Raw genomic sequence first — 18677 nt, 5'->3', positions numbered from 1 at the left:
TTAATTTTCCTCCATTTTATAAACATTGGAATAAAAATCATTTATAGCTTTATATACATTTTTTACCACCAACCTTATTCTAGAAAGAGACATATCTGGGCAATAGGTGACATGAAACTGTCCCTTTTCCTCTTCTAAAAATACAGATTGTTCTGTATTGGCTTCAAAAGGGCAGGTAGGACAAGATGTATCCTTATTTTCACCCTGGACCAGAATGGTTCTAATATTGTTTTTATCTCCTTTTATTTGGAGATATACTTTGTAACATTTATCTTTTTTTTCTGCTTTTATTATGCTTACTTCCACTTTATCTTCCTGTTCTTGAGGGTTAGGCCAGACTTTTTTTCCACAAGCACTCAACAATAAACTAATAAAACAGAGCAATAATAAAATTTTAATTCTCATTTTTTCACCCATTTTTTTTGTAGTTTGTATAATATATTCATTGCTTCCAGCGGTGTTAAGCGATTTAAATCTATCTTTTCCAGCTCTTGGACAATAGGGTGGGGTTCTTTTGGAGTTGAAGGTAAGGAAGTTGCAAAGAGAGTTTTCTGGGTTACCCTTCTTTTTATTTCTTCTTCTTTTTTTTCTAAGTTATTCAAAATTTCCTTAGCCCTTTGCACTACATTTAAAGGAATGCCAGCTAATTTAGCTACTTCTATACCATAACTTTTATCTGCAGGTCCTGGCAGGAGTTTACGTAAGAAAATAATTTCTCCTTTCCATTCTTTTACAGCAATGTTGAAGTTTTTTAAATTGGCGTATTCCTTTTCCAACTTAGTTAGTTCGTGATAATGAGTAGCAAAAAGAGTTCTTATTCCCCCATATTTTTTACACAATTCTTCTGCTACAGCCCAGGCTAGAGCCAAACCATCAAAAGTACTTGTACCTCGCCCAATTTCATCTAAGATGATTAAACTTCTTTTAGTAGCTTGCCTTAAAATCCTTGCTGTTTCAGTCATTTCCACCATAAAGGTAGATTGGCCTTGAGCAAGATTATCAGAAGCTCCTACCCGGGAAAAAATTCTATCCACCAAGCCTATTTTGGCTTTTTTGGCCGGGACAAAAGAGCCAATCTGGGCTAAAATACAAATAAGAGCAGTTTTTCTTAACACCGTGGATTTACCAGCCATGTTGGGACCAGTGATGATGAGAACCTGCGTAGACTTATCCAGATGAACGTCTGTAGGAATATAGTTGTTTTTACCTATAACCCCTTCAATGCTGGGATGTCTGCCTTGAATTATACTTAATTCCATATCTTCACTGATTTCAGGCTGAGTCCATTCCCACTTTCGAGCAGTCTCGGCCAGGCTTTGCCAATAATCCAACCAGGCTACATTTTTGGCAATTGTCTTAAAGCGCTCTTTTTCTAAACTAAGCTCTTCTCTTAAAGTCTGAAAAAGTTCATATTCTTTTAATTTTCTTTTTTCACTAGCATTTAAGATACTTATTTCTAATTCCTTTAATTCTGGAGTTATAAAACGCTCACTATTGACCAAAGTCTGTTTACGCTCAAAATGAGCAGGGATATCGCCTTTATAGGCCTTGCTTAGTTCAAAATAATACCCAAAAACCTTATTATATCCCAATTTTAACTTGGGTAGGTTATAATTAGTTTGCTCTTTCTCCAATAAATCTTTCAACTTTTGTTCTGCGTGTTCAGTAAGATCTATAAGTGAGTCCAGTTCCTGGTCATAACCTGTTTTAAAAATATTTCCCTCTGTAATTAGGGGAGAGGGGTTATCTAAAATTGCCTTTTCCAGTTTTTCCTGTACCTCTTTTAAATTATCCCAGGAAGTATAAATGTTTTCAAGTAATTTTGGTTTAGGATTGATTAAAGATAACTGGTCTTGTATATAAGGTAAAATTTTTAAACTTTCTCTTAAAGCTACCAGATCCTTTGGATTGGCTTTGCCTAAAAATATACGTACACTTAATCTTTCCAAATCATACACTTTAGCCAGTAGATTTCTTAAGTTTTGTCTTAACTCATCCTGATCAAAAAGAAACTTTACACTTTCTTGCTGTTTTAAAACAACTTGTTTATCTTTAAAAGGTTTACTTAAAATTTCTTTTAATAACCTTCCTCCCATGGAGGTTAAAGTATTATCTAAAACATAAATTAAAGTTCCAGGTCCTTTTTTCCCGTCCAGGAGTTTAAATAATTCTAAATTTTTTTCAGTTACTTCATCTAAAATAAGGTAATTATTACTACGAAATAGAGTAAAAGTATCTAGATGAAAAGTACTTTTTTTTTGAGTTTGTAAATAGTATTGTAAAATTGCTCCACAAGACCTAATTACACTATTTCTTCCTGATAAATCAATTAAGCTTAAATCTGGAATGTTTTGAGCTTTTAAAATAAGATTAATGGAATTTTGCAAAGAGAAAAAAGTAATGGAATTTACAACTCTAATTTTATCTGGAAAAATATTTTTAATTTCCGTAGGGATGGTTAAAGTATCTGGAAAGAGTATTTCCTTGGGATCTATTTTAATTAACCATTGCCATAGCTCTTCTATTTTTTTTACTTCCATACCTGTCCAAAAGCCTGTAGAAAAATCTGCCCAAACTAAAGAACCTTCTTTTTTGTTTTCATCCCAATAGATGGAAGACAAAAAATTATTGTTTTTTGCTTCTAAATTAAGATCCTCTACAATTGTTCCAGGAGTAAGTACTCTGGTAACTTCTCTTCGTACAATCCCTTTTGCTTCTTTAGGATCTTCTATCTGGTCACAGATGGCAACTTTGTATCCCTTTTCCAGGAGTTGTTTTAAATATTCATTTACAGCATGATGGGGAACTCCACACATGGGAACTTTTAATTCTGCGTTAGGACTTCTGGAAGTTAAAGCAATTTGTAATTCTTTGGCAGCTATTTCAGCATCTTCAAAAAAAAGTTCATAAAAATCGCCCATGCGGAAAAATAAAAGACAGTCCTGGTAATTTTCTTTAATGCCCAGATATTGCTCCAGCATGGGCGTTAGTTTTATTTGAGAAGAAAGAGTTGTCTTAGTCATTTAATTGTTTGCGAAAGGCAATAGAATGCCAGGAAGAACAACGAGGACAAATAAAAAATATAACTTCTCTTTTTAATCCACACCGTCTACAATTAAATTTTTTTACAAAAGACGCCTTTTCAATAAAAAAATCTAAATGTAATCTGAAATTTTCTGGTAAACTCTGTTTGTCTTTATCCAGTTTTAAAAGCACTAAGCGTGCAGGCCAAAAATTTGTATTTAGTAAAAGAGTTTTTTCTAGCCATATTCTAGCTTTATCTTCTTCTCCAATTAATAATAAAAACAGAGCATTGTAATATGTTAAAAGTATATCTGGATTTATTGTAGAAATAACATTATGTATCTCCCAGATAAAAGCATTTAATTTAGAATCACTACTTTTTTTAAATTCTTGATAAATACCTTCAAGAATTGTAAAATTAATATCTTTTTCTATATTAGATAAAGCCTGTTCTAAATTATTCTTAAATTCTTTTATTTTATTGTCCTTCCAGTTGGTTAGTAAAAGCTCTAACCAGGCCTCAGGACTCCCAATATAAATATGAAGCGCTCTTTTTAAAAGGTGTAATTTTTCCTTATCCTGTTTTTGCTTGGACCACTTGGCCAGGTAATGAGCCTGAGCAATGGGATCTCCTAATTTTTCATAATATTCTACAGCTTGTTTAAAGTCATTACTCTGGGCATAAATAGTTGCTAACACTCTTAAGATATTGGGATCATTACCCAATATTTTTTTAGATTGTTTTAAAGCATAAATAGCTCTATCAATAAGACCAGCTCGTTTGTAATCTATGCCCAATTCATACCAGGCCCTGGCTTTAAATTTGGGATCTAAATTGGGGCGGGCAATAATGGTTTGTCTTAAATGAATGGCTCTTTCTAAATCACTTTGAGAACGAAAAAGATTACCCAGAGCTAGGTACAACTCTATGGAATCTGGATTATTTTTTACAACTTCACTTAACTGTTTAATAACCACCAGGGTATCTTTGGTAGTAGGTGGATACCCTTGATATTTATTGATATCTAGCTCTGGAAATCTCTTTTTTTTGTTAGAAAAAAAATTTAAAAAACTAATTTTAAATCTCCTTATAGGTTTTCAGAGCTTTGATAATCTGTTTCATCATTAAGAGGCATATTACGTAAGGAGGTTAATTCTTTTTCAAGCTCTGCAATTTTTTGTCTGTATTCTCTTATCTGCTTTCCAGCTTTTAGTTTGTCAATTATTAGATAAATTACAGATAAGAAGGAACCAACCACAAAGGCTATTAAGACCAATAAGTATATAGGTATGGGTTGAGATTCCATCACCTTGCCTAATAAATTCATTTTTAAGGATAGGGTGGTGTTAATTAAGTCTGGGTTTTGTATAAAGAATAACATAGAGAAAAAGAATAACAATACTATAAAAATTACTTTAAAATAGCGCATACTCATTCTCCTTTTGGTTTGTGTTTATCAAAAAATGGTTTTAATTTGTCATAAGTTATTTTTAAATGCTCTGGAATAACAGTTGTTTCATTTAAGACAGCCATAAAAGAGTGATCTCCTACCCAACGTGGAAGTAAATGAAAATGAAGATGCTCTTCTATCCCAGCTCCTGCTGCTTCACCTATATTAAGACCTATATTTATTCCCTCAGGCTTAAAAACTTCTTTTAAAATTTTGGTACTAATTTGAAGATAATTCATTATTTCTTCAAGTTCAAGAGAGTTTAACTGGGTAAGACAAGATACATGCCTGTAAGGAGTAACCATAATATGGCCACTCATATAGGGATATTTGTTCATTACCACAAAACAGTGTTTGGCTCTAAGTAAAATAAGCCTTTCTTCATCTTCATCCTGATGTTGGGGGAGACAGAATACGCAACTATCTGGTTTTGGTCCCAGGATATATTCAATTCTCCAGGGTGCCCACAGCGTCTTCATTTATCCTCCTTAGAGAATTTGGCTTAAGAACTTTTTGGTTCTGGGATGTTCTGGACTGGTAAAGAAATGCTCAGGCGTGCCTTGTTCTAAAATTTCTCCACCATCCATAAAAACTACCCGATCAGCCACTTCTCTGGCAAAGCCCATTTCATGGGTTACTACTACCATGGTCATACCTTCTCTGGCCAGGTTAATCATTACATCTAAAACTTCTCCAATCATTTCTGGATCTAAAGCTGAAGTAGGCTCGTCAAAAAGCATCACCTTGGGTTTCATGGCCAAAGCTCTGGCAATAGCTACTCTTTGCTGTTGTCCACCAGATAACTGCGCAGGGTAGACATTGGCCTTATCTTCAATTCCTACCTTTTTTAAAAGACTGTAAGCAATTTCTTCAGCTTCTTTAGGTGGAATTTTTTTCAGCTTGATAGGGGCCATGGTTATGTTTTGTAATACTGTCTTGTGGGGAAATAAATTAAAATTTTGAAAAACCATCCCCACTTCCATTCTTATTTTATTGATGTCACATTTTTTGTCTGTAATATCCTGGCCATCTACAATAATCCTGCCTTTATCTATTTTTTCCAGCCTATTAATCGTTCGAAGTAAAGTGGACTTACCAGAACCACTAGGGCCAATAATAACTACTTTCTCTTGTGGCTTGATATTTAAAGAGACATTTTTTAAAGCAGTAATATTGTGAAAAAACTTATAAATATTTTCTATATGTATGATATAATTGTTATCTTTCATAGGGCCTCATCTTTTCTTCTGATATGCTTACTATTTTAGAAAGAATTAAGGTTATTAACAGATAAATCAATGCTACCATAGTATAGGTTTCAAAATAAGCAAAAGTTTCAGTAGCAAACTCCCTTCCTCTTCTAAGCAAGTCTCCTACAGCTAAAATGGAGACTAGAGAAGTATCCTTTAATAAGGCAATAAATTCATTACCAACTGGTGGCAAAATAGTACGCATAGCTTGAGGAATAATTACATAAAACATGGTTTGCCTGCCATTAAAACCTAAAGATCTGGCAGCTTCTGTTTGACCATGATCAATGGATTCTATCCCAGCTCTAAAAACTTCTCCCATGTAAGCACCATAACAGACAGTCATAGCTGTAATGGCTGCTACAAAAGGAGGAACTGTAAAAAAACTACCCAGGGCATAGTAAATATAAAACAATTGCACTAAAAGAGGAATACCTCTTATTACTTCTACATAAACAGAAGCAATAAGATTTATTACTCTATTTTTAGAAATTCTACCTAGTCCGGTAATCAATCCTACAATTAAAGAAAAGAAAATAGAAGCAAAAGTAACCTTAAAGGTTACAACTATTCCATCACTTACAAATTTTAATATTCTTAAATAAGGATCAGCATAAAATGTAATAAGATAAAAAAGTAAAACAAGAGCGCCTATTAGCGTACACCACCAGGCTGTAAAAAGACCTTTATCCTTTTTAGTAGGTATAGCAGCGCCATCTGTTACATCTATTTTAAGCTCTTTTTCTTTGTCCATGTTGTTATGTCCTTAAGAAAAATTTACCAGGGGTAGCGTTCGCTACCCCTGGTATTATTGTCTTATTTACCAAACCATTTTTTCTTTAATTGTTCTTCAATACCTTTTTCCTTCACAGCTTTTATACCTTTGTTAATTAAATCTAATACTTCTTTATTTCCTTTCTTTATAGCTATACCATAATACTCATCTCCGGCTTCGATGATAGTAGCTATTTTCAACTTAGAGGCAAAATCTTTTTCTCTGGTAGCATAGTTAGCTGCAACAGGGTCGTCACATACCACACCATCAATACGTCCATTTACCAAATCTTGCATAGCAAGACCTATTTCATCATAAGATTTTGGAATTACTCCTTCTACTTTTTTAATAGAAAAATAACCAGTAGTTCCAATTTGAGCCCCAACCTTCTTACCTTTTAAATCTTCTAAAGATTTAGCAGTACTATCAATAGGAACCACCAGGGCCTGATTAACTTTGAAATAAGGAATACTAAAATCCATTGCCTTTTTTCTTTCTTCAGTAATACTTACAGAAGAGCAGATAGCATCATAGCTACCACCAGCAAGACCAGCAAAGATACCATCCCAGGCTGTATTTTTAAATACAGGGGTAAAACCTGCTTCTTTGGCAGCAGCCTTCATATAGTCAATAGAATAACCAACAATTTCCTTATTTTCATCCACAAACTCCATGGGGGGCCAGGTGGCATCTACAGCAAAGGTTATGGTCCTGGCAAAGACACTTTGACTGACAAAAATCAGACCAATTAAAAATAATAGACCCTTTTTCCACATACTCCCTTCCTCCTTAAAATTTTATTGGAATAACCAAGAATAAACTTTTTAGTTAATTGTTTGTCTTTGGTCAAGAAAGGATAGCTTCCATTCTGGGTTAAAAGAAAAAATTATTTCCCTAAAATTCCTTTAGGGCGAATTAAAAGTATAAGAATAAGGATAGTAAAGGCAAAACCATCTTTAAAGCCCGAAGAAATATAAGCTGCCCCCAAGTTTTCAGCTATTCCTAAAACCAAGCCACCAACCACGGCTCCAAACACCGAGCCAGTACCTCCTAAAACAGCAGCGCAAAAACCTTTAAGACCAGGCAATATCCCCATATAAGGATAGGTAGCATTATAATAAGCAGCCATTAAGATACCTCCCAGGCCACTTAACAATCCACTTAAAAGAAAGGCTTGAGAAACACAAAAATTAGGTGTTATGCCAATAATAAGAGCAGCTTCTTTGTCCATGGATACAGCCTGTAATCCTTTTCCCCATTTGGAAAAGTTGAGATACCACCATAAAAAAAAGACCATTAGTAAAGCAGAACAGATAACTATGCCCTGCAGGGCAGAAAGTTTTATAAACCCCAATTGAAAAATTTTTTGAGGTAGTGAAAAGGGAAAAGGTTTAGTTTCTGGTCCAAAAAAAAGTAGGGCCGAGGTTTGTAAAAATATGGATAAACCAATAGCTGCAAGCATGGGAATAAGAGGATTTTTTTCAGATAGGGGCCTGAAAACAAACTTTTCCATAGATAAAGAAATTAATCCAGCCAGGAGCATTCCCAGTAGGACTGCTCCTGGCCAGGATAAATGCAATAAAGTAGCGCCAATCCATAACCCAAAAGCTCCGGCCATGAAAAGTTCACCTTGAGCTAAATTGATTAAGCCCAGGACTCCATAAATCAGAGCATAACCCAGAGCTACTAGAGCATAGGCTGAGCCACTAACCAAACCATTAACTACCTGTTGCCAAAACATGGTGTTAATTAATTTTTACGTATTTACCGTTTTTGACCTGAAAAAGATATATTCCACCTTTTTGTACGTCTCCGTTGGTATCAAAACTTAAATTTCCTGTAACTCCAGGAAAGTTTTTCAAATTAGTCAGAAAATTTTTTATTTGAGTACCTGTTGTAGCTCCTTGCTTAAAAGCTTCTAAAAGCATATTAGTGGCATCATAGGTTAGAGCTGCAAACATGATATTATTGGGGGCATCTGGATTGTTTTTAAGCATTTGAGTATAGACCTGCACAAACTTTTTATTATCTTCAGTAGAGTAGTCTTGATTATATTCTCCTGCTACCAAATGTCCTTCAGCAGCATCCTTAGCCAGTTCTATATACTGAGGCGCTATATCTCCAAAGCCACCTACGCTAAGACCAGTAAGTCCCATTTGTCTGGCTTGAGCAATAAGAGGTGCTGTTTCTTGAAGGTATCCAGGAATGAATAAAATATCGGGATTTAAAGGTACTAACTTGGTAAGTTGAGCCTGAAAATCCTTATCTCCTCTTTGAAAAGCTTCTATGGCTACAGGTTTAATCCCTTTTTCTTCTAAATATTTGAGAAAAAGATTCTTAGAACCTTTACCATAAGGTTCATTGCTGTAAATGATAGCTATACTTGGGTTGGGCTTGTTTACCAATTCCAAAGCCTTATTTACCAGGGCCTTGGCTTGTAAATCTATTCTACTACAAACCCTAAAAACATACTCTCCAGCAGAGCTTATTTTAGGAGAAGTTCCTGTAGGAGTTAAAAGTACTACTTTATTCCTTTCACAAATAGGTGCTACTGCCAGTACATTACCACTCATCATAGGTCCAATTATAGCCTGGACTTTGTCTACAGAGATTAGTTTCTGGGCTGCATTTACTGCAGTGGTAGAATCATCTTTACTGTCATAGTAAATAACTTCTAATTTTTTACCATTTATTCCACCATTTTCATTTATCTTTTTTACAGCTATTTCTATACCATACTTGGCAGGTATACCATCAGAAGCACCTTTAGATAGCCTTAAAATAGCTCCTATTTTATAATTGTTATTTTCTTGCTTTGATTTTTCTGAACAGGAAATCACAAAAAAAGATAACATTAAAATAAAAATAAGATATTTTCTCATTGTAAACACCTCCCCTCTTAAAAAAATTATAATTTATACAACTCTTCTCCACTTAAAATCTTGATATTATTTTTCTGTAAAATCTCTATGGCTTCATCTGTTCTATCAAATCTAAAAATAAGCACTGCATTTTTACCACTTTGCTGTACAAAAGCATACATATATTCTACATTCACCCCTGCATCTCCCAAAATAGTTAAAATGCGATTTAAACCTCCTGGCTTATCATCTACTTCTACTGCTACTACATTGGTTTTCCCTACAGTAAACCCATTTTCCTTTAGAGCTTTTTTGGCTTTATCCTGGTCGGTAACAATAAGCCTTAAAATTCCAAAGTCAGAAGTATCAGCTAAAGATAGAGCTCTAATATTGATATTTGCCTCAGCCAAAATTCTGGTAACTTCTTTTAAGCGTCCAGCTCTATTTTCTAAAAATACAGAAATTTGTTCCACTTTCATAATTCTCCTCCTAGTTTTGTTTGCGTAGGTCAATAACCCTTTTGGCCTTACCTTCAGACCTGGCTATACTTCTGGGTTCTACCAGTTTTACTTTGGCACTTACTCCTAAAAATTCTTTAATGTTTCGCATTAATTTATTTTCCAGTCTTTGCAAGTGTTTAATTTCATCAGAAAAGAGCTTCTCATCTATTTCCACCTGAACTTCTAAGATATCCAGGGCGTTTTCTCGCTTAACTATAATTTGATAGTGAGGAGCAAGACCTTCTGTTTCCAATAAAATTGCTTCAATTTGAGAGGGGAACACATTTACTCCACGGATAATGAGCATATCATCACTTCTACCTTTTAGCCTTTCGATACGGTAATGGGTTCGCCCACACTTACAAGGAATGGGAATGATAGAGGTGATGTCCCTAGTCCTATAGCGAATCAAAGGTTGGGCGTCTTTGGTCAAAGTGGTTATGACCAATTCTCCTGTTTCTCCTAAAGGCAGTTGCTCTCCAGTACTGGGGTCAATAATTTCTACCAAAAAGTGGTCTTCCCAGATATGAAGCCCCTGTTGAGCAGTTTCACACTCTATGGCCACTCCTGGACCTAAAATTTCAGATAAGCCGTAGATATCCAGGGCTTTGATATTGAATTTTTTCTGGATGTCTAAACGCATTTCTTCTGTCCAGGGCTCTGCTCCAAAAATCCCCAACCGTAATTTTAATTCTTTTACCTCAATACCCTGGGCAATGGCGGTTTCATAAAGATAAAGGCTATAAGATGGAGTACAACAAAGAACAGTGGAGCCAAAGTCTTTCATGAGCATAACCTGTCTTTTAGTTGCTCCACCAGATACAGGAACAATGGTTGCTCCCAACATTTCCGCTCCATAATGAACTCCCAAGCCACCAGTAAAAAGACCATAACCATAGGCATTATGGACTACATCTCTTCTGGTAACTCCTGCAGCTACAAAGGATCTGGCCATAAGTTCAGACCAGATCTGAATATCTCTTTTAGTGTAACCCACCACAGTAGCCTTACCTGTAGTCCCGGAAGAAGCGTGAACTCTAACCACATTTTCTTTAGGTACAGCAAAAAGTCCAAAAGGATAGTTATTGCGCAGGTCCTGTTTTTCAGTGAAAGGTAAGTACTTGAGGTCTTTTAAGGATTTTATGTGTTCAGGCTTTACTCCCAGTTCTTTAAACTTCTGGGAATAAAAGGGGACATTATAATATACTTTTTCTACCAGATATTTAAGTTTTCTAAGCTGGAGTTCCTCCAGCTCATCCCTGGGCATGGTTTCCCTTTCCACATCATACAACATTTTAGCCTCCCTCTTTTTAAAATTTAAAAAAAAAGCCACAGGCTTTTAGGGCCTGTGGCTTAAACTCCTCCCTTAAGGTGGTATTAGCCACCAGACCCTAACTTTACACAAAAATAAAAAAAGTAGTAAAAGGAAAAAAGAAAGGGAAAATTTCTTGATTGCATAAACTCTAAATGCCCTATATAGCTCCTCAAAGTCAAGAGAAATATTCATTTTTGAGGTAGAAATTATGGACAAACTGGTAATAGAAGGCGGATATCCTTTAAAAGGTGAAATCACCATAAGTGGTGCTAAAAATGCGGCTTTACCCATTTTAATGGCTTCATTAATGGTGGAAAAGGGGTGTACTTTTTTTAATGTACCTCAATTAAGAGATATTAGGACCACTCTAAATCTCCTTGAACATCTGGGATGTGAAGTAGAAAAAAAGGAAAAAAGTATAAGAATAACTCCTCACGCCTTAAAGCCTGAAGCTCCTTATGATCTGGTGCGCACCATGCGAGCCTCTATTTTGTGTTTGGGTCCTCTTTTAGCTGTCTTAGGCGAGGCAAAGGTGGCTTTGCCTGGAGGATGTGCCATTGGAGCCAGACCAGTGGATTTACACTTAAAAGGCTTAGAAAAAATGGGAGCTTCTTTTACCCTGGAAGAAGGTTATATCCTGGGAAGATGTAAAAAATTGCAAGGCGCCCATATTTACTTTGATTTTCCCACAGTAGGAGGAACTGAAAATTTACTCATGGCTGCTGTTTTAGCAGAAGGTGAAACTATTTTAGAAAATGCAGCCAGAGAGCCAGAGGTAGTAGATCTGGCTAATTTTTTGATTCATTGCGGAGCTGATATTAAAGGGCATGGAACAAGTATTATTAAGGTTAGAGGCGTTAAAAATTTAAAGGCCAAAGAATATAAAATAATGTCTGATCGCATAGAAGCTGGCACCTATATGGTAGCTGCAGCCATTACTCAAGGAGAATTAATCTTAAATCAATGTCCTATTCACAGCTTAGATGCAGTAATGAGTAAATTAACAGATATGGGAGTAGGATTTGAAATTTTAGACCAGGACAAAGTAAAGGTGAAACCTTTTCAAGAAATTAAAAGCGTGGATGTCATTACTGCCCCTTATCCTGGCTTTCCTACAGACATGCAGGCTCAAATCATGGCCTTGATGTGTTTGGCCCAGGGTGCTGGTACTATTAAAGAAACTATTTTTGAAAATAGATTTATGCATGTTTTGGAGTTGGTACGCCTGGGAGCAGATATCAGATTAAGCAAGGATACAGCTTTTATTAGAGGGGTAAAAGCCCTAAAAGGAGCTCCAGTAATGGCTTCAGACCTTAGGGCTAGCGCTTCTTTGGTACTGGCAGGTTTAGCAGCAAAGGGAAAAACAGAAGTAAGGCGAGTTTACCATTTAGATCGGGGATATGAAAATATGGAAGTTAAATTAAATCAGGTAGGTGCAAAAATAAAACGAATTAAAGAATAATTTTTTAAAAAAAATGAAAAAATAACTTGCCAGGATAAATAAAAAATGTAAGTAAATAAATCTGCTTTCGTTGATGTTTTTTAGAATTCAGTAGGTGAGTTCCCAACGGAAGGTATTAACATTTTATTTTTTGGAGTTTTTATGTTTACGAATTTGTATGTAGGAAATTTACCTTGGGGAACCACAGAGCAAGAACTTATGAATCTTTTTTCTCAGTACGGAGAAGTATCTTCTGTAAAAATTATTACAGATAGAGAAACTGGAAGATCTAGAGGTTTTGGTTTTGTGGAAATGGAAAGTGGTGCAGAAGATGCTTTAAAGCTTGACGGTACAGAACTGGAAGGTCGAGGTTTAAAAGTAAATCACGCCCGTCCTAAAAAATATTAGAAAATAATTAAAACTGGACGATAAAAAACCCGCTTTCTAGCGGGTTTTTTATTTTTTTCATTTCTATGAAATTAGACATTTTTGTAATATCTAACCTTAAAAATAATCTAAAAAAAAGCTTGCCAGGATTTTTAAAAAGTGTAAGGAGAAAATTACCTTTCGTTGAGGTTTTTTAAACTCAGTGGGTGAGTTTGCGGCGAAAGGCGGGTTAACTTTTTAGTTTTTTTGGAGTTTTGTTTTATGTCTGCTAATTTGTATGTTGGGAATTTACCTTGGAGGACCACAGAGCAAGAACTTATGGATCTTTTTTCTCAGTACGGAGAGGTTTCTTCTGTCAAGATTATTACAGATAGAGAAACCGGAAGATCCAGAGGTTTTGGTTTTGTGGAAATGGAAAGTGGTGCAGAAGATGCTTTAAAGCTTGACGGCACAGAACTGGGTGGCCGTAATTTAAAGGTAAACCACGCTCGTCCTAAGAAATACTAGGCTAAATAAGAACCTACTAAAAATCAAAAGCCCGCTTTTTAGCGGGCTTTTTTATTTCTCTATGCTTTTGCCAGCTAGCAGCTATTTGTCTAAAATACGCTTGCAGCTTCTAATCTTCAATTCTTTTAGAATAAGAACTTCATAGTTTACTTTTGTAAGTAAGCGCTCTTCTTCACCTTCTAAAGTTTTGTTAAAAAAATGAGTTTCTTCCCAAAAGTCTAAAAGTTCTTCATCTCCTAAGGCTTTGATTTGTTCTTCCAGGGTAAATTCTTGCTCTTCAGGTAAAAAACTACCCATTTAGCATCTCCTCCTTCAAATTTCTTCCTTTATACAGATGGAGGAAAGGTTTGACAACTCTTTATTTTCGGTTAAAAAATTAGGAAAAAAGTTAACAGGTCTAAAAGGCCAAGGAGAGAATGAAAATGAGTTCAAAAGAACAGCAGCAAGAAAAAGAAATATTGCAGCTAGTTACTTTTCATTTAGGAGAAGAAGAATTTGGAATTGATATCTTGAAAGTTCAGGAAATTATCAGGATGTTAACCATCACCAAAGTACCCAATGCTCCTAATTTTGTAGAAGGAGTAATTAATTTAAGGGGTAGAGTTATTCCTGTTCTTGATTTACGCAAAAGGTTTAATTTACCTATAAAAGATAAGGATAAGCACACTAGAATAATTGTAATTGAAATAAATGATATGACAGTAGGTTTTATTGTAGATTCAGTATCTGAAGTCTTGAGAATATCTAAAGATACAGTAGAAGCTCCTCCTCCTGTTGTAGCTGGAGTAGAATCAGAATATATAAAAGGTGTGGGAAAACTTAACGATAGATTATTGATACTTTTAGATTTAGATAAGTTGTTAAGTAAGCAAGAAAAAGAAGAATTATCTCAGGTATAAGAAAACCATAAAAGTATATTTATTAAAGCCGCTCTTTAAAGGGCGGCTTTAATATTTTATAATTTTTTTCTATGAATATAAAAGAAATTTTATCTAAAAAAGACACTATCATAGCTTCAACAGGTAAAGCATCCCAGATAAGAATAGCAAGTGAATTTATCCTTAAAAAAAAGAAAGATGTTTTTTTCATTATAGATGATACAGATAATTATAGTGAGTATTTTGAATTAAGCCAATTATTTTTAGACAAAGAAAAAATTTTTTGTTTTCCTAGCTTTTTAACTCAAAAAGAGGATACAAATTTTTTTTCTGAATGTATAAAAGGTCTATATTTTTTACTAAATAATTATCCCAAGCTTGTTTTTATCCCTTTATCCACTTTTTTACTAAGATTTCCTCCTCTGGAGTCTTTAAATAATTATATTTTTGACATTCAAGTGGGGGATGAACTGGATTTAGATTTTTTTCTTCAATGGCTGATTGATAAAGGATATACTAGAGTAAAGCAAGTAACTGCTAAGGGAGAATTTGCCTTAAAGGGAGATATTCTGGATATTTATAGTCAGAATTATGTTTATCCGCTGCGTATAGAATTATTTGGCGATAATGTGGAACAAATTCGCTTTTTTGAACCCTTAATGCAAACTTCCATAAAATTTTCTTCATCAGCTGAAATTATTCCCTTTGCCCGATTTTCTTCTCAAGCAAATTCTAAATTAGTGCATTTAAAGAAAACAGGTGAATTAACTTCCCTGGAAGAAGGAAAAGGTTTTTGGGGGTTATGTTTTGAAAATTCTCAATCTCTTCTGTCTTATTCTCAGAACAAAATTTTATTTATCCCCCAATCAGAATCCTTTTCTTTTAATTTAAAAGAAAAACAGGAAGAGGTTAATAGTTTTTGTCAGAATAAAAAATTGCCATATATTTATATTTTTTTTCAATCTGCAGAATTAAAGAATGTTTTAACAAATGAAAATAAATTATTTTTTCCTTATCTTCATACAGAAAAGAAATATGACTTTAAATTAAGAGAAGAAAAATTTTCCACTTATGAAGATATCTTTTGGAAACCAGAAGAAAAAATCAGACCTATAAAAGCCTTAAAGGAAAAAATTCTTCAGTGGTCTAATGAATATAGACAAATTATATTTTCCTTTAAAAGTGAATCTGCAATAAAAAAGTTTTTAAAAATTTTTAGCTCAGAACAAATAAAAATAAAAGATAAATACAATTTGGATGAAAAAGGAATATTTGTAGTTAAATCTAATATAAAATCAGGGTATGCTTTATCCTGGGATAATTTATTAATTTTAAGCGAAAACATATTACTGCCAAGCAAAAGTGTAAAAATTAAAAATTTTAAAGGCCTTAAAAATTACGATAAGTTAGAAGAAAATGATTTAATTGTACATAGAGACTATGGGTTAGGTCTTTTTAAAGGATTACAAACTTTAAAAATAGATAACCGTATAAAAGAATTTTTACTTCTTATTTATGCCAATGAAGATAAACTTTATCTGCCTGTTGAAAAGATAAATTTAATTCAAAAATATAAAGGTCCAGAAGGCTCTAGTCCTGCTTTAGATAAGCTGGGTAGCAGTAACTGGCAAAAAAGTAAAAACAGAGTGCAGAAGGAAGTTGCCAAGATAGCAAAAGATCTGGTTGAAATGTATGCTTATAGAAAAGTTATAAAAAAATTTAGATATGCTCCTTTAGATGCGGATTATTATGAATTTGAAGCTAGCTTTGGATTTGAAGAAACCCCGGATCAAGCCAGAGCCATAGAAGAAGTTTTAAAGGATATGGATAAAGATACTCCTATGGATAGATTAGTTTGTGGAGATGTGGGATTTGGGAAAACAGAAGTAGCCATGCGAGCAGCTTTTAGAGCCGTTCAAAATGGATATCAAGTTTGTTTACTTTGTCCTACTACTGTTTTAGCTGAGCAACATTATCAAAATTTTAAAAAAAGAATGGAACCCTTTGGGGTTTCCGTGGAGATGCTAAGTCGCTTTGTCAAGCCAAGTAAACAGAAAAAAATATTGGAACAAACAAAAGTTGGCAAAGTGGATATTCTTATTGGAACGCATCGTTTACTTTCCAAGGATGTGATAATCCCCAGATTGTCTTTATTGATTTTAGATGAAGAGCAGCGTTTTGGAGTTCGGCATAAGGATAAATTAAAACAGATAAAAAAAGAAATAGATGTATTAACTCTAACTGCCACTCCCATACCTAGAACCTTACAACTTTCTTTATCTGGAATTAGAGAGCTAAGCGTAATTGAAACTCCTCCACCAGAAAGAAAACCAGTTAAAACTCAACTTTTAGAGCGCAATAAGAAAGTCTTAAAAAATATTCTTGAATTTGAACTTACCAGACAAGGCCAGATTTTCTGGGTTTATAACCGGGTACGTGGTCTTAGTAGAGTAGCTGAAGAAATAAAAAAGTTGGTTCCTCAAGCAAGGGTAGAGATAGCCCATGGACAAATGTCAGAGAAAAAACTGGAAGAAGTAATGCACAGATTTTGGCAAAAGGACGTGGATATCCTGGTTTGTACTTCCATTATTGAGTCTGGTTTGGACTTTCCCAATGCCAATACCTTAGTGGTAGACAACGCTCACCTTTTTGGATTAGGACAGCTTTACCAGTTGAGAGGGAGAGTAGGGCGGTCAGAAAAACAGGCTTTTGCCTATTTTTTAGTTCCCAATTTACAAGTACTGCCTGCTAAAAGTAAAAAAAGATTGCAGGTTATTCTGGCCTTAGATTATTTGGGAGCAGGATTCCACTTGGCCATGGAGGATTTACGCCTTAGAGGAGCAGGTAATATTTTAGGAGAAGCCCAGAGTGGTAATATAGGCAAAGTGGGATTGGATTTATTTTTAGAAATGTTAAATGATGAAGTAAAGCGTCTAAAAGGAGAAAAGATAACCGAGAAAGTAGATCCAGAGATAGAAGTAAATGTACCTGCTTACATACCTAACAATTATATAGAAGATGAAAAAGAAAGGTTACATTATTATCAACGACTAGTTAGCAATAACATGGTAAAAGATGATGTGTTAACAGAAATCAAAGATAAATTTGGAGATTTTCCTGAAGAATTTTCTAACTTTATCACTCTTATAAACCTAAAGAATACTGCAAGAAAATTAAAGATAAAAAAGATAAATATCAAAAATACAGAATGCTTGATCAAGTGGGATGAAAACAGCCTATCTTTTGATGTAAGTAAAATAATTGAATGGTTAAACAAAAATAGTCAATTTCAATTTTTACCTACAGGAGAAGTAAAAATTTTAAAAAATAAAGATATTACATCCTTAGAGTTTTTCTCTAAAAAAATAAAGGAGTTAGAAAAATATCTATTATGCTAAAAATAGTATTTACTTTGTTAATATTCATTGTTTCCTGTTCTTCTTCTTTTGAACCAGGCGTAGTTGCTATTATAAATGGCAATAAGATTTATTTGGAGGATTTAGAAAAAAAGTATGATTTTACCCATTTAGAATATGCAGATAACTTTTCAACTTTAAATAAAATCAAAGACGAGTATAAAAAAGAGCTATTAAATTTATTTTTTTATGAGCTAGTAAAAGAAGAATTAAAAAATAAAAACATGTTAGTTACAAAAGAAGAAGTAAAAAAAGAAGAAGAAAAAATAAGATCTGATTATCCACCAGGAGAATTTGAAAAAATATTAGTAGAAGAATACATTGATATAGATAGCTGGAGAGATTTTTTAAGAATGAAATTAACTATTGATAAATTTATAAATATTATTGTAAAACCTAAAATAAAAATAGATATAAAAGAGCTAGAAGCATATTATAAAAAAAATATTGAAGATTTTTATATCGGAGAAATGGTAAAATTTGTTTCCTTTTATTCTTTAGATAAAGATAAGTTAATAAATATTAAAAATAAAAAAATATCTATAGAAGAAGTAAAAAAAGTTTATCCAGGCGTGATAGTTAAAGAATATAATTTACCTTTGAACCAAATACCTCAATTTTGGCTTGATCTGATTAAGCCTACTTCAGAAGATAGTTTTAGTAATATAAAAAACGATAAAAAGGGATTTTATTTACTATTCATTGAGAAAAAAGAAAGTCCAAGATATTTAAAGCCAATTGAGGCTTACCCAATTATAGAAAGAAATATAATTCAACAAAAAATAAATAACTTTTTACAAGATTGGTTTATAGATAAGTTGAAAGAATCTGATATTAAAATAAGTTCTGTATTAATAAAGGAGAAATAAATA

Annotated in this window: 19 protein-coding genes; 6 read left to right on the top strand and 13 right to left on the bottom strand. The window is 33.7% G+C overall.

All coding sequences use genetic code 11. From position 1 onward, the window contains the following. The 12 genes from ACTCIM_RS07860 to ACTCIM_RS07805 all read right to left on the bottom strand — a co-directional run bounded on the left by ACTCIM_RS07860 (window position 1) and on the right by ACTCIM_RS07805 (window position 11155). The gene (locus ACTCIM_RS07860; RefSeq protein ID WP_472314875.1) at window positions 1-405 is read right to left on the bottom strand and encodes a hypothetical protein; all 405 of its coding nucleotides are present in this window, start codon (window positions 403-405) and stop codon (window positions 1-3) included. Then, window positions 402-3023, bottom strand: a complete 2622-nt coding sequence (mutS, locus tag ACTCIM_RS07855) for a DNA mismatch repair protein MutS (RefSeq protein WP_472314873.1) — start codon at window positions 3021-3023, stop codon at window positions 402-404. The genes ACTCIM_RS07860 and mutS overlap by 4 nt, the downstream gene beginning before the upstream one ends. Then, on the bottom strand, window positions 3016-4002 hold the full coding sequence (locus ACTCIM_RS07850) for a tetratricopeptide repeat protein (protein ID WP_464279817.1): 987 nt from the start codon (window positions 4000-4002) through the stop codon (window positions 3016-3018). The genes mutS and ACTCIM_RS07850 overlap by 8 nt, the downstream gene beginning before the upstream one ends. A gap of 110 nt (window positions 4003-4112) precedes the next feature. Further along, window positions 4113-4454, bottom strand: coding sequence for a lipopolysaccharide assembly protein LapA domain-containing protein (locus tag ACTCIM_RS07845; protein ID WP_029969716.1), 342 nt, complete (start codon window positions 4452-4454; stop codon window positions 4113-4115). 2 nt (window positions 4455-4456) lie between these two features. Continuing rightward, window positions 4457-4954, bottom strand: a complete 498-nt coding sequence (locus ACTCIM_RS07840) for an HIT family protein (protein ID WP_464279816.1) — start codon at window positions 4952-4954, stop codon at window positions 4457-4459. Between the two features lie 9 nt (window positions 4955-4963). Further along, complete coding sequence (locus ACTCIM_RS07835; RefSeq protein WP_472314871.1) at window positions 4964-5704, bottom strand: amino acid ABC transporter ATP-binding protein; 741 nt, start codon at window positions 5702-5704, stop codon at window positions 4964-4966. Continuing rightward, entirely contained in the window at window positions 5694-6479 is a 786-nt protein-coding gene (locus ACTCIM_RS07830; RefSeq protein WP_472314869.1) for an amino acid ABC transporter permease, read from the bottom strand. Before ACTCIM_RS07830 ends, ACTCIM_RS07835 begins: the two co-directional genes overlap by 11 nt. A gap of 62 nt (window positions 6480-6541) precedes the next feature. Continuing rightward, on the bottom strand, window positions 6542-7276 hold the full coding sequence (locus ACTCIM_RS07825) for a basic amino acid ABC transporter substrate-binding protein (RefSeq protein WP_464279813.1): 735 nt from the start codon (window positions 7274-7276) through the stop codon (window positions 6542-6544). A gap of 110 nt (window positions 7277-7386) precedes the next feature. Then, complete coding sequence (locus ACTCIM_RS07820) at window positions 7387-8241, bottom strand: branched-chain amino acid ABC transporter permease (RefSeq protein WP_464279812.1); 855 nt, start codon at window positions 8239-8241, stop codon at window positions 7387-7389. A 4-nt stretch (window positions 8242-8245) separates the two neighbouring features. Further along, window positions 8246-9382 carry an ABC transporter substrate-binding protein gene (locus ACTCIM_RS07815; RefSeq protein WP_464279811.1) on the bottom strand — a complete coding sequence of 379 codons (1137 nt, stop codon included), beginning with the start codon at window positions 9380-9382 and terminating at the stop codon, window positions 8246-8248. A gap of 26 nt (window positions 9383-9408) precedes the next feature. Then, entirely contained in the window at window positions 9409-9840 is a 432-nt protein-coding gene (locus ACTCIM_RS07810; protein ID WP_029969701.1) for an ACT domain-containing protein, read from the bottom strand. Window positions 9841-9850: 10 nt separating this feature from the next. Next, the gene (locus ACTCIM_RS07805; RefSeq protein WP_029969700.1) at window positions 9851-11155 is read right to left on the bottom strand and encodes a phenylacetate--CoA ligase family protein; all 1305 of its coding nucleotides are present in this window, start codon (window positions 11153-11155) and stop codon (window positions 9851-9853) included. Window positions 11156-11384: 229 nt separating this feature from the next. Between ACTCIM_RS07805 and murA the strand changes: the two genes are divergently transcribed. The 3 genes from murA to ACTCIM_RS07790 all read left to right on the top strand — a co-directional run bounded on the left by murA (window position 11385) and on the right by ACTCIM_RS07790 (window position 13511). After that, window positions 11385-12638 carry a UDP-N-acetylglucosamine 1-carboxyvinyltransferase gene (gene murA / locus ACTCIM_RS07800; RefSeq protein WP_029969697.1) on the top strand — a complete coding sequence of 418 codons (1254 nt, stop codon included), beginning with the start codon at window positions 11385-11387 and terminating at the stop codon, window positions 12636-12638. A 141-nt stretch (window positions 12639-12779) separates the two neighbouring features. Next, entirely contained in the window at window positions 12780-13025 is a 246-nt protein-coding gene (locus ACTCIM_RS07795) for an RNA recognition motif domain-containing protein (RefSeq protein ID WP_464279810.1), read from the top strand. A 240-nt stretch (window positions 13026-13265) separates the two neighbouring features. After that, the gene (locus ACTCIM_RS07790) at window positions 13266-13511 is read left to right on the top strand and encodes an RNA recognition motif domain-containing protein (RefSeq protein WP_464279809.1); all 246 of its coding nucleotides are present in this window, start codon (window positions 13266-13268) and stop codon (window positions 13509-13511) included. Window positions 13512-13592: 81 nt separating this feature from the next. Here the strand turns inward: ACTCIM_RS07790 and ACTCIM_RS07785 are convergent, their stop codons facing one another. Next, window positions 13593-13808: a hypothetical protein gene (locus ACTCIM_RS07785; RefSeq protein ID WP_029969371.1), complete on the bottom strand. Its 216-nt coding sequence runs from the start codon at window positions 13806-13808 to the stop codon at window positions 13593-13595. Between the two features lie 125 nt (window positions 13809-13933). On the opposite strand from ACTCIM_RS07785, the gene ACTCIM_RS07780 reads away from it, so the two are divergent. The 3 genes from ACTCIM_RS07780 (at window position 13934) to ACTCIM_RS07770 (ending at window position 18674) form a co-directional block, all read left to right on the top strand. Continuing rightward, entirely contained in the window at window positions 13934-14410 is a 477-nt protein-coding gene (locus ACTCIM_RS07780; RefSeq protein ID WP_029969373.1) for a chemotaxis protein CheW, read from the top strand. A 71-nt stretch (window positions 14411-14481) separates the two neighbouring features. Continuing rightward, complete coding sequence (mfd, locus tag ACTCIM_RS07775) at window positions 14482-17787, top strand: transcription-repair coupling factor (RefSeq protein WP_464279808.1); 3306 nt, start codon at window positions 14482-14484, stop codon at window positions 17785-17787. After that, window positions 17781-18674 carry a peptidylprolyl isomerase gene (locus ACTCIM_RS07770; protein WP_464279807.1) on the top strand — a complete coding sequence of 298 codons (894 nt, stop codon included), beginning with the start codon at window positions 17781-17783 and terminating at the stop codon, window positions 18672-18674. Before mfd ends, ACTCIM_RS07770 begins: the two co-directional genes overlap by 7 nt. Window positions 18675-18677: the final 3 nt, after the last annotated feature.

It is taken from the genome of Desulfonauticus sp., from assembly GCF_055126295.1.
Note: the sequence above shows the minus strand (reverse complement) of the source record. Positions and strands in the feature narration are given on the sequence as shown.

Coding starts and splice junctions, on each gene's coding strand:
- ACTCIM_RS07860 (WP_472314875.1), bottom strand. CDS start 405: ATGAGAATTAAAATTTTATTATTGCTCTGTTTTATTAGTTTATTGTTG.
- mutS (WP_472314873.1), bottom strand. CDS start 3,023: ATGACTAAGACAACTCTTTCTTCTCAAATAAAACTAACGCCCATGCTG.
- ACTCIM_RS07845 (WP_029969716.1), bottom strand. CDS start 4,454: ATGCGCTATTTTAAAGTAATTTTTATAGTATTGTTATTCTTTTTCTCT.
- ACTCIM_RS07840 (WP_464279816.1), bottom strand. CDS start 4,954: ATGAAGACGCTGTGGGCACCCTGGAGAATTGAATATATCCTGGGACCA.
- ACTCIM_RS07835 (WP_472314871.1), bottom strand. CDS start 5,704: ATGAAAGATAACAATTATATCATACATATAGAAAATATTTATAAGTTT.
- ACTCIM_RS07830 (WP_472314869.1), bottom strand. CDS start 6,479: ATGGACAAAGAAAAAGAGCTTAAAATAGATGTAACAGATGGCGCTGCT.
- ACTCIM_RS07825 (WP_464279813.1), bottom strand. CDS start 7,276: ATGTGGAAAAAGGGTCTATTATTTTTAATTGGTCTGATTTTTGTCAGT.
- ACTCIM_RS07820 (WP_464279812.1), bottom strand. CDS start 8,241: ATGTTTTGGCAACAGGTAGTTAATGGTTTGGTTAGTGGCTCAGCCTAT.
- ACTCIM_RS07815 (WP_464279811.1), bottom strand. CDS start 9,382: ATGAGAAAATATCTTATTTTTATTTTAATGTTATCTTTTTTTGTGATT.
- ACTCIM_RS07810 (WP_029969701.1), bottom strand. CDS start 9,840: ATGAAAGTGGAACAAATTTCTGTATTTTTAGAAAATAGAGCTGGACGC.
- ACTCIM_RS07805 (WP_029969700.1), bottom strand. CDS start 11,155: ATGTTGTATGATGTGGAAAGGGAAACCATGCCCAGGGATGAGCTGGAG.
- murA (WP_029969697.1), top strand. CDS start 11,385: ATGGACAAACTGGTAATAGAAGGCGGATATCCTTTAAAAGGTGAAATC.
- ACTCIM_RS07795 (WP_464279810.1), top strand. CDS start 12,780: ATGTTTACGAATTTGTATGTAGGAAATTTACCTTGGGGAACCACAGAG.
- ACTCIM_RS07790 (WP_464279809.1), top strand. CDS start 13,266: ATGTCTGCTAATTTGTATGTTGGGAATTTACCTTGGAGGACCACAGAG.
- ACTCIM_RS07785 (WP_029969371.1), bottom strand. CDS start 13,808: ATGGGTAGTTTTTTACCTGAAGAGCAAGAATTTACCCTGGAAGAACAA.
- ACTCIM_RS07780 (WP_029969373.1), top strand. CDS start 13,934: ATGAGTTCAAAAGAACAGCAGCAAGAAAAAGAAATATTGCAGCTAGTT.
- mfd (WP_464279808.1), top strand. CDS start 14,482: ATGAATATAAAAGAAATTTTATCTAAAAAAGACACTATCATAGCTTCA.
- ACTCIM_RS07770 (WP_464279807.1), top strand. CDS start 17,781: ATGCTAAAAATAGTATTTACTTTGTTAATATTCATTGTTTCCTGTTCT.